The organism is Antribacter gilvus (assembly GCF_003946865.1).
GTDB classification, from domain to species: domain Bacteria; phylum Actinomycetota; class Actinomycetes; order Actinomycetales; family Cellulomonadaceae; genus Antribacter; species Antribacter gilvus.
Map to the genome: position 1 here is coordinate 567317 of NZ_QXTH01000001.1, position 14913 is coordinate 582229.

At 72.8% G+C, this 14913-nt stretch carries 5 protein-coding genes; 4 read left to right on the forward strand and 1 reads right to left on the reverse strand.

Annotated features, from left to right (window positions below; genetic code table 11):
• Positions 1 to 6: 6 nt before the first annotated feature.
• Positions 7 to 1038 (forward strand): polyprenyl synthetase family protein, encoded by a 1032-nt coding sequence (locus D1350_RS02455; RefSeq protein WP_164545012.1) that lies wholly within the window; start codon positions 7 to 9, stop codon positions 1036 to 1038.
• A 43-nt stretch (positions 1039 to 1081) separates the two neighbouring features.
• Here the strand turns inward: D1350_RS02455 and D1350_RS02460 are convergent, their stop codons facing one another.
• Positions 1082 to 1999: a GntR family transcriptional regulator gene (locus tag D1350_RS02460; protein ID WP_125773469.1), complete on the reverse strand. Its 918-nt coding sequence runs from the start codon at positions 1997 to 1999 to the stop codon at positions 1082 to 1084.
• 209 nt (positions 2000 to 2208) lie between these two features.
• On the opposite strand from D1350_RS02460, the gene D1350_RS02465 reads away from it, so the two are divergent.
• The 3 genes from D1350_RS02465 to D1350_RS02475 all read left to right on the forward strand — a co-directional run bounded on the left by D1350_RS02465 (position 2209) and on the right by D1350_RS02475 (position 14807).
• Positions 2209 to 2406 carry a hypothetical protein gene (locus D1350_RS02465; protein ID WP_125773471.1) on the forward strand — a complete coding sequence of 66 codons (198 nt, stop codon included), beginning with the start codon at positions 2209 to 2211 and terminating at the stop codon, positions 2404 to 2406.
• A gap of 100 nt (positions 2407 to 2506) precedes the next feature.
• A complete protein-coding gene (locus tag D1350_RS02470) occupies positions 2507 to 8587 on the forward strand; it encodes an Ig-like domain-containing protein (protein ID WP_240643829.1) in 6081 nt (2026 codons plus the stop codon).
• A 175-nt stretch (positions 8588 to 8762) separates the two neighbouring features.
• On the forward strand, positions 8763 to 14807 hold the full coding sequence (locus D1350_RS02475; RefSeq protein ID WP_125773473.1) for an Ig-like domain-containing protein: 6045 nt from the start codon (positions 8763 to 8765) through the stop codon (positions 14805 to 14807).
• Positions 14808 to 14913: the final 106 nt, after the last annotated feature.

The window sequence follows — 14913 nt, forward strand, 5'->3', positions numbered from 1 at the left end:
CAGCCCATCGCCCACCCGGGGCCGGCGACGTCGTCGCCGGCCCTCGGCATCCCTGTGACCGACCCGGCACTCGCGGGCCGTCTCGCGGACCGCCTGGACGAGGTGGACACCGCGCTCGCGGAGGCGGTGGCGAGCGCCGACACGCTCGCCGACGACGCGTCCCGCCACCTCGTCTCGGCGGGCGGCAAGCGGTTCCGGCCGCTGCTCACCCTGCTGACCGGAGAGCTGGGGGACGGGACGAGGCCCGAGCTGATCGACGCCGCGGTCGTGGTCGAGCTGACGCAGGTGGCGTCGCTCTACCACGACGACGTCATGGACTCCGCGCCGCTGCGCCGGGGGGCGCCGTCGGCCCACACCGTGTGGGGCAACTCGGTGGCGATCCTCGTGGGCGACATGCTCTTCGCCCGCGCGTCCGCGCGCGTGGCGACGCTGGGCCCGGAGGCCGTCATCCTGCAGTCGCGCACGTTCGAGCGCATGTGCATGGGGCAGCTGCACGAGACCACCGGTCCCCGTGACGGTGAGGACCCGGTGGCGCACTACCTGCAGGTGCTGTCCGACAAGACCGCGTCGCTCCTGGCGACGTCCGCCCGGCTGGGCGCGATGTTCGGCGGCGCGTCGCCCGAGGTGGTCGAGGCCGTGACCGAGTACGGCGAGAAGGTGGGCGTCGCGTTCCAGCTGGCCGACGACGTGCTGGACGTCTCGTCGCCGTCGGAGTCCTCGGGCAAGACCCCGGGCACCGACCTGCGCGAGCACGTCCCCACGATGCCGGTGCTGCTGCTGCGTCGCCGGGTCGCGTCGCCGGACGCCACGGCGGAGGACCGCGAGCTGCTGGAGCTGCTCGACTCCGACCTGACGTCCGACGAGGCGCTCGGCCGTGCGCTCGCGGGGCTGCGCGGGCACGAGGTGCTCGCCGAGACCCGGGAGCTGGCGACGCGCTGGGCGGGCGAGGCGGGGGCCGAGCTCGCGCCGCTCCCCGACGGGCCGGTCAAGGAGGCGCTGGCGTCGTTCGCGCAGGCCCTGGCGGACCGCGCGGTCTGAGCGGCCCCGCCCCCCGCGGGCCGCCGCGGGGGGTCTCGGGGGTCTAGCGGGTCAGGAACACCTCGTAGCCGTCCAGGAGCCGGGCCAGGCCCGTCTCGAAGAGCGAGTCGAGAGTGATGTCCAGCTCCGAGGCGGTTGCCCGGGCGAGGTGCGGGTACTGGCGCGGGTCGGCGGCCGCTTGCAGCGGGGGCTTGGCGCGGTTCATCCAGTCCTCGTCCGAGAGCCCCGTGTCCTGGCGGGCCGCGAGCGCGGGCTCGATGTTCACGGCGACGCCGCGGACGAAGAGGAACAGGGTCACCGCCAGGTGCATCCGGGTCTCGAGGTCGAGCGGCCGGGAGGCGGGCGCCCGGTCGAACGCGGCGAGCATCGCCTCGGTGTGGGCCACGCCGTGGGGGACCACCTGCGGCCGCGTGATCGACATCGCGTGCGCCGCCCACGGGTGCCGCTGGAACGCCGTCCAGAACGTGCGCGCGCACGCCTCGGCGCGGTCGCGCCAGCCGTCGGGCAGCGGGTCGGGTAGCGGGTGGGCGGCGTAGACGCGGTCGAGCATGGCGGCGAGCAGCTCGTCGCGGTTGGCGACGTGCCGGTAGAGCGACATCGTCGGCAGGCCGAGGTCGGTGGCGATCCGGCGCATCGAGAGGCCCGGCAGGCCCTCCTCGTCGGCGATGGCCATGGCCGCCCGGACCACGTCGTCGACGGTCGGGGCGGTCCGCGAACCGCTCCGCAGGCTGTCCCGCGCCGATCTCCCGGGCTGCTCGACGACGACCGTCCCGACGCCGCGCCGGGCCTCGACCAGCCCGCGCCGCTGGAGCGCGTCGAGCGCCCGGGTGGCCGTGGCCATGGCCACCCCGTAGTCGGCGACGATCCGCCGGGTGGACGGGACCCGGTCGCCCGGAGCGAGCTCGCCCGAGGCGATGCGTGCGCCGATGTCGGCGGCGATGCGCTCGAAGGTCGTGGTCACGTGCAGCCCCCCGCACTAGTGCACCTGGCCCGGTCGCGGCGCGGGATCGCGCGGCCCGGTGGAGTGCACTAGCACTGTACTGCCTCACCCTGGCCGGCGGGTAGGGCGCTCCGTACGGTGTACGCAACGGGCCCCGGACGGGCGGTCGGGCGTCGCCGCATGGAGCTCCCGCCTGGCGTTCGACGGCGCCTGGACGCCTGGTCGCGGACGTGTTCGCCGAGGGCTGGATGCTGCCCCGGATGCTGGACGCGATGTGGCGCGCCGACGAGGCGCGGCTCGCGGTCGGGAGCCTGCTCATGAGGACGCCCCTCGCGAGGCTCATGATGGGCGGGATGGACCGGGCGGTCTCGGCGATCGACCTCCCGGACTACGGGCCTACGGTCTCGCTGCCGGGCGAGACGCGCTAGGGTGCCGTGACGGCCCGTACCCCTTTTAGACCTGTATGGGGAAGTTCGCTCCGGCGATCCGGGCCGGGTACGGAGCGGGCAACCCAGGGGGAAAGCTGCAGTGGACGTCATCGGGACGATGCGTGAGCGCTGGCGGACGATGGCGTCGATCGGGGTGGTGACCCTCTTCTCGGGTGCGGTCGTCGGGCTCGCGGTCGCCCACGACGGCCAGTCCACCGCGGTGGTGGACCTCAACGACTCGGGTGTGTGGGTCACCAAGACGTCGGCCGGTCTGCTGGGGCGGTTCAACTACGAGGCGCAGGCGCTGGACGGCACGCTGCTCGCCGGGAGCCCGGTGTTCGACGTGCAGCAGTCGGGCCAGCGCGTCCTGCTGACGGACGCCGCCGCGTCGACCGCGAGCCCCGTGAGCGCCGCGCACCTGACCCTCGACGGCACGCTGCGCACCGCCCAGGGCGCCCAGGTGGCGTCCGGGGGGTCCACCACCGCCGTGCTCGACCCGGAGACCGGCGCGCTGTGGGTGGTGCCCTTCGACGGCGCCGCCAGCTTCGACCCGGAGTCCACCGAGCCTGCGGCCGAGGTGGGCAAGGGCGGCACTGTTGCCGTCTCCCTCGACGGCATGGTCTTCGTCGCGGTCCCCGCGGACTCCGCGCTCTACACGGTGCCCACCTCCTCGCAGGGCGTCCCGGTGGGTGACGTGGGCACGGCCGACCTCGACGTCAGCCCGGACGCGGAGGTCGAGGTGTCGGCGGTCGGCGACGATCCGGTCGTGCTCGACCGTTCGGCGTCGACGCTGATCCTGCCCGGCGGGAACCGGGTGGAGGTGCAGGACGGTGGCTCCGCCCGGTTGCAGCAGCCCTCGGCGGACTCCGACGTGGTCGTGGTGGCGACCACCTCCGGCCTCGTGAGCCAGCCGACGGGTGGCGGCGCGGCGACGGTCCGGCGTGCCGAGGGCTCGCCGGCGGCGCCGGTCCAGCTGAACGGCTGCACCTTCGGTGCCTGGTCGAGCACCGCGCAGGTCGTGCGCGACTGCCCCGGCACGGGACGTGACCTGGACGAGCGGCTCGAGGGTGTCTCGGCCGGTGCCCAGCTCACCTACCGGGTGAACCGCGACGTCATCGTCCTCAACGACCTGACGGGCGGCGCCCTCTGGATGGCCGCGGACCTGTTCGAGAAGGTCGACGACTGGGACCTCAAGCTCCCGGACGACGCGGAGGGCGAGAAGCAGGAGTCCGAGGAGTCCACGCCCGAGCAGGTGGACCAGTTCGTGGCCGAGCGGGACCAGGCCAACCGGCCGCCGAAGCCCGCGGACGACGACTTCGGCGTGCGCCCCGGCCGCGCCACGGTGCTGCCGGTGCTGTCGAACGACGTGGACCCGGACGGCGACGTCATGACCGCCGCCGTCGCTCAGGCGCCTGCCGGGCCGGTCGTCGTGGACGCGGTGCTCGGCGGGGCGGCGGTGCAGGCGACGGTCCCCGCGGACGCCACCGGGACGTCGTCGTTCACCTACGAGGTGACCGACGGGCGAGGTGGCAGCGCCACGGCCTCCGTCGCCCTGCGGGTGGTGCCCCTGACCGACAACTCCCCGCCCGCCCAGACGGGCCAGCCTGTCCTGCGCGTGGGCGTGGGCGGCACGGCGACCATCAAGGTGCTGCCCTACTTCCGCGACCCGGACGGTGACGACCTGGTGCTGTCCACCGCGGCGGTGTCCGTGGCGGGCGACGAGGTGCGGGCCCGGCCGGACGGCACGGTGGAGTTCCGCGACGGCGGGACCACCACGGGCCGCAAGCTCGTGGACCTCACGGTGACCGACTCGCTGGGCCTGGTGGCCGAGGGCAGGCTCGTCGTCGACGTCGTCGCGACCCAGGAGCCGCCGGTCGCGGTCCAGGACCACGTGGTCGCCCTCGCGGGGCAGGTCGTCACGGTCGAGCCGCTGCGCAACGACCACGACCCCAACGGCGACAGGCTGCGGCTCGTCAGCGTCGCCGACCGTGCACCGGCGACCATCACGCCGCACTACGCGGCGGGGTCGTTCCAGTTCGTGAGCCAGCAGCCCGGCAGCTACGACATCACCTACCAGCTCAGCGACGGCCCGAACGCGACGATGGGCCTGGTCCGGGTCGACGTCGTGACGCCGCCCGAGGGTGGTGGCGCGCCCGTCACCGTGCCCGACCTGGTGCTGCTCCCCGCCGGCGGCTCAGCGCTGGTGGACGTGCTCGTCAACGACACCGACCCCACGGGCGGCGTGCTCGTCGTGCAAGGGGTGACCGTCCCGGACGAAGCGCCGGTGACAGTCGCCGTGCTGGCGCACCAGGTCCTCCGGGTCACCGAGACGCGGCGTCTCGACGCGCCGGTGGTGATCGGCTACACCGTCTCCAACGGGACGGCCACGAGCACCGGCCAGGTGCGCGTGGTGCCCATCCCGGCCCCCGACCGTCTCCGGCCCCCGGACGCGGCCGCGGACGAGGCGGTCGTCCACGCCGGCGACGTCGTGACCGTCCCGGTGCTGAAGAACGACGGCCACCCCGACGGCCTCGCGCTGGAGCTCGGCGAGGAGCTGGTCGAGGGACCTGCCGCCGGTGACGCCTTCGTGTCGGAGGGGACGGTCCGGTTCCGCGCCCCCGCCGTGGCGGGCACCTACTTCGCGGTGTACGAGGTGCGGGACCCGAACGGTCAGAAGGACTCCGCCCAGCTCACGTTCCACGTGACGGACGGATACGAGAACAGCATGCCGCAGCCGCCCGACCTGGAGGCGCGCGTCCTCGCCGGCGCCTCCGTCGTCATCGAGGTGCCGCTGGACGGCGTGGACCCGGACGGCGACCACGTGACCCTGGCGGGCGTCGGTTCCGCCCCGGAGCTGGGCACCGTCGAGGTCGTCGACGGCACGCTCGTCTACCAGGCGGCGCCCGGCGCGGCCGGCGCGGACACGTTCACCTACCGGGTCGTCGACTACCGGGGCGCGCCCGCCGTGGGCAGCGTGCGCGTGGGCGTGGCGCCGCCGCCGGCGAACGAGCCGCCGCTCGCGGTCGACGACGCCACGTTCGTGCGGCCCGGCCGGACCGTCGGCATCGACGCGCTCGCCAACGACTCCGACCCGGACGGCGACGAGATCGCTGTCACCCCCGCGGCCTTCGAGGGGGCGGACGCGCTCGACCCGGGCGTCGTCGACGGGCTGGTCGTCGTGACGGCCCCCGGGGCGGAGGGGTCCTACACCTTCTACTACGGCATCGAGGACCCGTACGAGGCCCGGGCCACGGGCGCGATCACGGTCGAGGTGGCCGACGACGCGCCGCTGCGCCGCCCGGTCGCGCGCGACGACGAGATCCCGGCGGGGGCGGTCACGTCCGACACGGTGACCGTGGCCGTGCTGCTCAACGACGTGGACCCCGACGGCCTGGCGAGCGACCTCGAGGTGAGGGCCGACGCCGAGGGCGTGACCGTCGACGGCGGGCAGGTCACGGTGCTGCTCGGCGACGCCCCGCGGATCGTGCCCTACACGGTGACGGACCAGGACGGGCTGTCGGCGACCGCGTACCTGCGCGTGCCGCGCGACGGCTCCTGGCCGCACCTGCGCGACGACCTGGTACCGCCCGAGGTGGTCGGGGGCGAGCCGTTCACGATCGAGCTGGACGAGTACGTGGTGGTGGCCGACGGGCTGACGCCGCGCCTCACGGACGAGGAGTCCGTGAGCGCGCTCGAGGGCAGCCACGAGGTCACCGGCCCCACGACCATCGTCTACACGCCGGCCAAGGGCTACACCGGCCCGGCGGCCGTGACGTTCGAGGTGACCGACGGCATGGGTCCCGACGACCCGGACGGGCGGACCGCCCTCCTGACCCTGCCGCTCGTCGTCGTCTCCGCGGAGAACCTGCCGCCTGTCTTCTCCGGCCCGGCCCCGCTCCCGGTGGAGCCCGGCGAGGAGGGCTCGATCGACCTCGCCCGGTACCTGACCGACCCCGACGACGACCCCCTCACGGTCGAGGTGGCCGCTGGTGCCGAGGGCCTGAGCCCGGCGGTCGAGGGCACGAGCGTCCGCGTCCGTGCGCAGGCCGGGCTCACGAAGGGCACCACCGTCACCCTCCCGGTCACGGTGTCCGACGGCTACCACCCGCCGGTGGCGGGCGAGGTCGTGGTCACCGTCGTGGCCTCCACGCGGCCGCTGGCGCGGGCGAACGACGACGCGGTGCCCGACGCCCACCAGGGCGAGCCGGTCACCGTTCCCGTGCTCGACAACGACACCAACCCGTTCCCCGACGAGCCCCTGCAGATCGTGAGCTCCGCCGTGGAGACGGGACAGGGCACGGCGGTGACGGACGGTTCTGAGGTGACCGTGACGCCGTCGGACAGCTTCGTGGGCGTGATGGTGGTGCGCTACCGGGTCCAGGACGCGACGAAGGACGTCGACCGCGAGGTCGAGGGCGTCCTCCAGGTCACCGTGCTGGGCCGGCCGGAGGCGCCCGCAGCGCCGCAGGTCGAGGAGGTCCGCTCGCGGACGGTCGTGCTGACGTGGGACCCGCCGAACGACAACGGGGCGGAGATCACCTCCTACACGGTGCGCTCGAACGACGGGTACACGAAGGAGTGCGCCACGACGACGTGCACGCTCGACGGGCTGACCAACAACGTGGTCTACACCTTCACGGTGACGGCCACGAACGACGTGGGCGAGTCCGACCCGTCGCCCGTGTCGCCGGAGGCGCGCCCGGACGAGAAGCCGGGCAGGCCGACGCCGCCCACGCTCGAGTTCGGCGACTCGAGCCTGACGGTGACGTGGGTGAACGCGAGCTACACGGACCGGTCGCCGATCGAGTGCGTCAACCTCGAGATCTCGCCCGCCCCGGCGGACGGAAAGATCCAGAAGTCCTGCGTGACCGGTAACCGGCTCGTCTGGGACGGGCTGCGCAACGGCACGTCGTACACGGTCCTCGTGCAGGCGGTGAACGCTGCCCCGGACCCGTCCGACTGGTCCGTGCCGTCGGCGCCCGAGACGCCCGCAGCCCCGCCGGCTCAGCCGGCGGCGCCCACCGCCACCCGCGTGAACACCGCTCTGGGCGGGCAGATCACGGTGACCTGGACCGCGCCCGAGGACAACGGGGACGCGGTGTCGAGCTACCACCTCACCGAGTTCCGCGACGGTTCCAGGGTGCGCACCCTCGTCGTGACCGGCACCTCGCAGACGATCCAGAACCTGCAGACCGGGTCGAGCTACAGCTACACCGTCCAGGCGGAGAACAAGGCCGGGAAGTCGCCGGTGAGCGCCCGGTCAGGCGAGGTCGTGCCGTACGGCACGCCGGACACGCCGGGCACACCCACGGCGTCGCTCGGCGGCAACACCGACGGCCAGGCCGTCGTGCGCTGGTCGCCGGTGGCTGCCGCAGCCTTCCGGGGGCCCGCGCCGTACTACCAGGCGCGCGCCAACGGCTCGGGCGCCCGGGACGCGAGCTCGCCCTACACGTACACCGGACTGACCAACGGCACGCCGTACTCGTTCCAGGTCCGGGCGTGCAACGCCTACACCTGCTCCGGGTGGTCGGGCGGCTCCAACGAGGTGACGCCGTACACCACGCCGTCCGCGCCACGGGTGGAGTGGGAGCAGACGTCGGCCACGCAGGGCCGGTTCGTGCTGCGCGGCCCGGCGTCCAGCGGCGGCGAGTCCGTGGACCGGATCGAGTGGTCGGTGAGCGGGACGCACTCCGCCAGCGGCGCTGCCACGTCGTGGCCGTCGAACGTCAACGTGGGCGACGGGTACGGACAGCGGTTCTCGATCTCGGCCCGGGCGTGCAACGCCGCGGGGTGCGGGCCGGCGGACACCGCCTCCGGCTCGACGAACGCGGACCCGGCGAACCGCGAGATGTGGATCACGCGTGGCGCGGACACGAGCGGGGTCCCCGGGTGCAACGAGGGCCAGTCCTGCGCGCGGCTCGTGCTCCACATCCGCTCGTGGCGGCCGAACACCTCGTTCCAGATGCAGTGCCTGTCGACTCAGCACGACCCCAACGGCCAGGTCTACATGCCGCGCTGGCCGGACGTCTGGATGGACACCGCCCTGGACGGCTCCGCCCTGCGCACGGACGCGTTCGGCAACTATGACGGGACGACGCGGTGCCAGCACACGTATGCCGGTGAGTACACATGGGTGCACACGAACGAGCTCGGGGACTCGGCGCGCCTGCTGTGGCAGTAGTGACGTGACGGCCTCAATATGGGTAAAATGCGCCCTTTGCCGACCTGATGGGTACTTCTCCCCATAGGTCGTGTGCTGAGTTCGCTCGGGCACTCTGTAGGGTGCTCGCGGCGCAGGTGCCGCCGCGGAACTGCTCGCGCGGCGGACGACCGATCTTGGGGGACTAGTGGGTTTCATGTCGCGGGTCTACGGCAATCGGCGGAGCATCGCCTCGACCGGCATCGTGACGCTGTTCTCCGGGGCGGTCGTCGGGCTCGCGTTCGCCTACGACGGCCAGGCCACGGCCGACGTCGACCTCAACGACTCCGGCGTCTGGGTCACCAAGACCTCGGAGGGGCGGCTGGGTCGCTTCAACTACGAGTCGCAGGCCCTGGACGGGACGCTGCTCGCCGGATCTTCGACGTTCGACGTGCACCAGGACGCGCAGAAGGTCCTGCTGGACGACAGCAGCACCTTCACCGCGAGCCCGGTGGACCCGGCGCACCTGGTGATCGACGGCACGGTGCGCATGCCGGCAGGCGCGAAGATCGCGTACGGCGGGAGCACCACGGCGATCCTCGACCCTGAGGAGGGCCTGCTGTGGGTCCTGCCGTTCGACGGCGCCCCGTCGTTCGACGCCGACGAGACCGACCCCACCGCGGAGCTCGGCAAGGGCGGCTCGCTGGTGGTCTCGCGCGACGGCACGGTGTTCGTGGCGGTCCCCTCGGACGGCAAGCTCTACACGGTGAAGACCGGCTCGACGGGCGTGGCCCTGAAGGACGGCCTGTCCGAGGAGTCCCTCCCGGTCGGCGAGGGCGACGAGGTGGAGGTCACGGCTGTCGGCGACGAGCCCGTCGTGCTCGACCGGACCGCGGGCTCGCTGGTCCTGCCGGGCGGCGACACGGTCGAGCTCCAGGACGCTCAGGAGGCGCGGCTCCAGCAGCCCTCCGCGACGTCCGACGTCGTCGCCGTGGCCACCACCGCGGGTCTTGTCACCCAGCCCTTGGGCGGCGGTCAGGCCACCAGCCAACGCGCCACCGGCGTGCCGGCTCAGCCGGTCCAGCTCGGTGGCTGCGTCTACGGGGCCTGGTCGAGCAGCGCCGAGGTCATCCGGGACTGCCCCGAGACGGACAACGACTTCCGGGAGACGCTCGAGGGCGTCGACGGCAGCGCCGTGCTCGCGTACCGCGTGAACCGCAACATCATCGTCCTCAACGACGTCTCGGCGGGCGCTCTCTGGCTGGCGGCCGACACCTTCGAGAAGGTCGACGACTGGGACCTGAAGCTGCCCGAGGACGCCGAGGGCGAGAAGACCGAGTCCGAGACGACCACCCCTGAGCAGGTGGACCAGTTCGTCGCCGACCGCACCAAGGAGAACCGCCCGCCGCAGCCCCAGGACGACAGCCTCGGGGTGCGGCCCGGCCGCACCACCGTGCTCCCGGTCCTGTCGAACGACATCGACCCGGACGGCGACGTCATGACCGCCGAGGTGACCAGTGCGCCCGAGGGCGGCATCACGGTGAACCGGGTGCTCGGCGGAGCGGCGCTCCAGGCAGCGGTTCCGGAGACGGCGAGCGGATCCGTGCCCTTCACCTACACGGTCTCGGACGGCCGCGGTGGCAACGTCGCCGCGAATGTGACGTTGCGGGTGGTACCTCTCAGCGAGAACAACGAGCCGATCCAGACCGGTGAGCCGGTGCTGCGGGTCGGGCAGGGCGAGGTCGCCACGATCAAGGTGCTCCCGTACTTCCGCGACCCCGACGGTGACGACCTGATCCTGTCCTCCGCCGCCGCGACGGTGGCCGGGGACGAGGTCCGGTACCGGCCCGACGGGACCGTCGAGTTCCGGGACAGCGGCAGCACCACGGGTCGCAAGATCATCAACCTGTCGGTGTCGGACGGGCTCGGGAACGTGATCGACGGCCGGCTCCTCGTCGACGTCCTGGCCACGCAGGAGCCGCCGGTGGCGGTCCAGGACCACGTGGTCGTCCTGGCGGGACAGCCCGTGACGGTGGACCCGCTGCGCAACGACTCCGACCCGAACGGCGACCGGCTGCGGCTCGTGAACGTCTCCGACCAGTCGCCCGCGGTGATCACCAAGAACTTCACGGCCGGGACCTTCCGCTTCGTGAGCGAGAGCCCCACCACGTACGACATCACGTACACGGTCAGCGACGGCCCGAACGCGACCATGGGCCTCGTCCGTATCGACGTCGTGAGCCCGCCCGACGAGGCCGGCCCGCCCGTCGCGGTGTCCGACCAGGTGCTCCTCCCCGCGGGCGGCTCGGCCCTGGTCGACGTCCTCGCGAACGACACCGACCCGGCCGGCGGCGTGCTCGTGGTGCGCTCGGTGACGCAGCCCGACGACGGCTCGGTGACCGTCGCGCTGCTCTCCCACCGGGTGCTCCGCGTCACCGAGGCGAAGCGCCTGGGCGACGGTCCCGTGACGATCCGGTACACCGTGTCCAACGGTACGCAGAGCACCGACGGCGAGGTGCGCGTCGTCCCGATCGAGGTGCCCAGCAAGCTGCGCCCGCCGGAGGCGGGGCTCGACGAGATCACCGTCCACGTGGGCGACGTCGTGACCATCCCGGTCCTCAAGAACGACAGCCATCCGGACGGGCTCGAGCTCGCTCTCGACGACGAGCTCGTCGAGACCCCGGACCCCGCGATGGGCGAGGCCTTCGTCTCCGAGGACACGGTGCGCTTCCGGGCGGGGGACAAGGCAGGGTCGGCGTACGCCGTCTACGAGGTCGCCGACCCGAACGGTCAGAAGGACTCGGCCCACATCACGATCAACGTGGTGGACGGCGAGGCCAACGAGGCGCCGTCGCTCCCCGACATCGAGGAGCGCGTGCTGGCCGGAGGGACCGTCCGCGTCACGCTCCCGCTGGACGGCGTGGACCCCGACGGCGACTACGTCATGCTCAGCGGCATCTCGTCCGCGCCCGCCAAGGGCTCGGTGAAGATCAACGAGGGGTACATCGACTACACGGCCGCGAGGTCGGCGTCGGGCGTCGACACGTTCACCTACACGGCCGTGGACACCCGCGGCGCCGTCGCCGAGGGGACCATCCGCGTGGGCGTCGCGGTGCCACCCGACATCAACCAGCCCCCCGTCGTCGTGGACGACGAGACCGCCGTCCGGCCCGGCCGGACCGTCGCGGTCGACGCGCTCGAGAACGACTCGGACCCGGACGGTGACCAGATCGGCCTGCTGGCCGACGCCTTCGAGGGCGCCCCCGACCTCGCCCCGAAGGTGGCCGACGAGCGTGTGGTCGTCACCGTGCCGGGCGCCGAGGGCACGCACAGCTTCTACTACGGCGTCCAGGACGCGTTCGCCGCGCGAGCGGCCGGCTCGATCACCATCGACGTGGCGCAGGACGCGCCGCTGCTGCGCCCGATCGCGCGCGACGACGTGGTGCCCGCCGACGCCGTGACCGGCTCGACGGTGACGGTCGACGCTCTGCGCAACGACTCCGACCCTGACGGCGTGGCGAGCGACCTGGAGCTCGCGGTCGACGCGGCGACGGCGACGGTCGACGAGGACGGCCAGATCGTGGTCGAGCTGACGGACGTGCCGCAGGTCATCGAGTACACCATCACCGACATGGACGACCTGCAGGCCAAGGCCTACCTCCGGGTCCCCGGCGACCCGTCGCGGATGGGCCCGCACCTGAAGCCGGGCCTGGCTCCCCTCGAGGCGATCAGCGGTGAGCCCTTGGACATCGACCTCACGCAGTACGTCGTGGTGGCCGAGGGGCGCAGCCTGCGGATCACCGAGGAACGCAAGGTCAAGACGGCGGACGGCACGGCGACGGTCAACGGGCCGACGAGCCTGACGTACACGTCCCGCGAGGACTTCGCGGGCGGCACGTCGGTGAGCTTCGAGGTGACGGACGGCGTGGGCGCGGACGACGCCGAGGGCCGCAAGGCCGTGCTCACCCTCCAGATCAACGTGGTGCCGCCGACGAACCTGCCGCCGGTGATCGACGGCACGCCCCTCATCGAGGTGGCCGCCGGCGAGGAGGCGGCAGTGGACCTCGGCCGGTACGTCACCGACCCCGAGGACGACGCGCTGACCTACGCCGTGACGGGGGACGCCGAGGGCGTCGTGACGGCTCTCGCCGGATCCACTCTCGAGGCCCAGGCGAACCCCGACGTCCGGAAGGGCAGCACGTTCCCCCTGCCCTTCACGGTGACCGACGGCAACAACCCGCCCACCCCGGGCACGATCACGGTGAGCGTCGTGGCCTCCACCCGCGCGCTCGCACGCGCCAACGACGACAGCGTCCCGGGCGCACACCAGGGCGACCAGGTGACGGTCCCGGTCCTGGCGAACGACTCGAACCCGTTCCCCGAGACGCCGCTCACGCTCGTCGGCGGCAAGCCGATCATCGAGACCGGCCTCGGCGAGGCCGTGTACTCGGGCGACCAGGTGTCCGTCACGCCTGCGGACACCTTCGTGGGCGTGATGGTGGTGCGGTACCGGGTGCAGGACGCGACGAAGGACCCCGACCGCGAGGTCGAGGGCCGTGTGCAGCTCACCGTCCTGGGCAAGCCCGAGGCGCCGGCGAAGCCGCGCGTCGAAGAGGTGCGGTCCGAGACCGTCGTGCTGTCGTGGGACCCGCCGAACAACAACGGCGCCGACATCACCGGGTACACCGTGCGGTCCAGCAACGGCTACACCAAGGAGTGCGCCACCACGACGTGCACCCTGGACGGACTGACCAACAACGTCATCTACACGTTCACAGTCACGGCCACGAACGACGTCGACGAGGGCCCGCCGTCGCCGCCGTCGGACGAGGCGCGCCCGGACAACAAGCCCGAGAAGCCGGCTCCGCCCACCCTGGTCTTCGGCGACTCGTCGCTGACCGTCAGCTGGGTCAACCAGGCCTACACGGACCGGTCCCCGATCGAGTGCGTGCACCTGGAGATCTCACCCGCCCCGGACGACGGCAGGATCCAGAAGACCTGCGTGACGGGCAGCTCGATCGTGTGGTCGGGCCTGACCAACGGAACCGCCTACACGGTCGCGGTCCAGGCCAAGAACGCCGCACCGGACCCGTCCGACTGGTCCGAGCCGTCCGCGCCCGAGACGCCGGCCGCGCCGCCTGCACAGCCCGCCGCACCCACGGCGTCCCGCGTGGACACCGCCGTCGGCGGCCAGGCCCGCGTGGAGTGGATCACCCCGCCGAACAACGGTGACGCGGTCAAGTCGTACGCGCTGGCCGTGTTCCAGGACGGTGCTCTCGTACGCACCATCGCGAACATCGCGGGGACGTCGCAGACCGTCGACGGCCTGGACGTGCGGCAGAGCTACACGTTCGCCGTCACCGCGACGAACAAGGCGGGGGACTCCCCGCAGAGCGCGCGGTCGAACGCCGTGATCCCGTTCGGAACTCCTGACCCTGCGGCGGCGCCGCGCGCGGCGCTGGGCAGCAACACCAGCGGGCAGGCCAACGTGAGCTGGAACGCCATCGGTGACTTCCGCGGTACCGGACCCCGTTACGAGGTGCGCGCCAACAGCGCGGGGGCGCGCGGCGTGGGCAACGTGACGTCGTACACGTACACGGGCCTGAACAACGGCACGAGCTACTCGTTCCAGGTGCGGGCCTGCAACGACCACGCCTGCTCGGCGTGGTCCGCAAGCTCCAACGCTGTCACGCCGTTCACCGTCCCCAGCGCCCCGAGCGTCACCTGGGCCCGGGCCGGCACGAACAGCGGCGGGTTCACCGTGCGCGGCCCCGGCGACAGCGGTGGCCGGGCGGTCCAGCGGATCGAGTGGGAGTTCACCCAGGGCGACAACCGCAGCGGCTCGCGCCAGGACTGGCCGTTCACGATCGACGTGGGCAACGCGTACGACAGGACGTACGGGCTGCGCGCCCGGGCGTGCAACGAGGCCGGCTGCGGCCCCTACGGGAGCGACACCGGTACCACGGCCGCCGCGCCGAACCCGCGGGCCTGGGTCACGCACGGCGACAGTGCCGTGGGCCGGCCAGGCTGCAACGACCCGTCGTGCGCGTGGTTCTACGTGAACTACTCGGACTTCCCGGGCGGCGCGCACACGGTGGAGTGCCAGGGCGACAACGGCGGCTGGCACAACATCACCGGCGGTACCTACCAGCACACCTTCGGAGGCAACGGCGGATTCCAGACGCGCTGCTACTACGGCTACAGCAACAACAACGTGCGCGTGGTGATCGACGGCGTCGCGTACGAAGCCCGTGGGTGGTAGCGGATGGGGACTTCTGCCCATCCGGAGGGAGGGGCACTTCACCCGGTCATTCGGTAGGGTGCATCCGGCGCAGGCGCAGGGCGGGTCCGGTCGTGCGGTGGCCGAC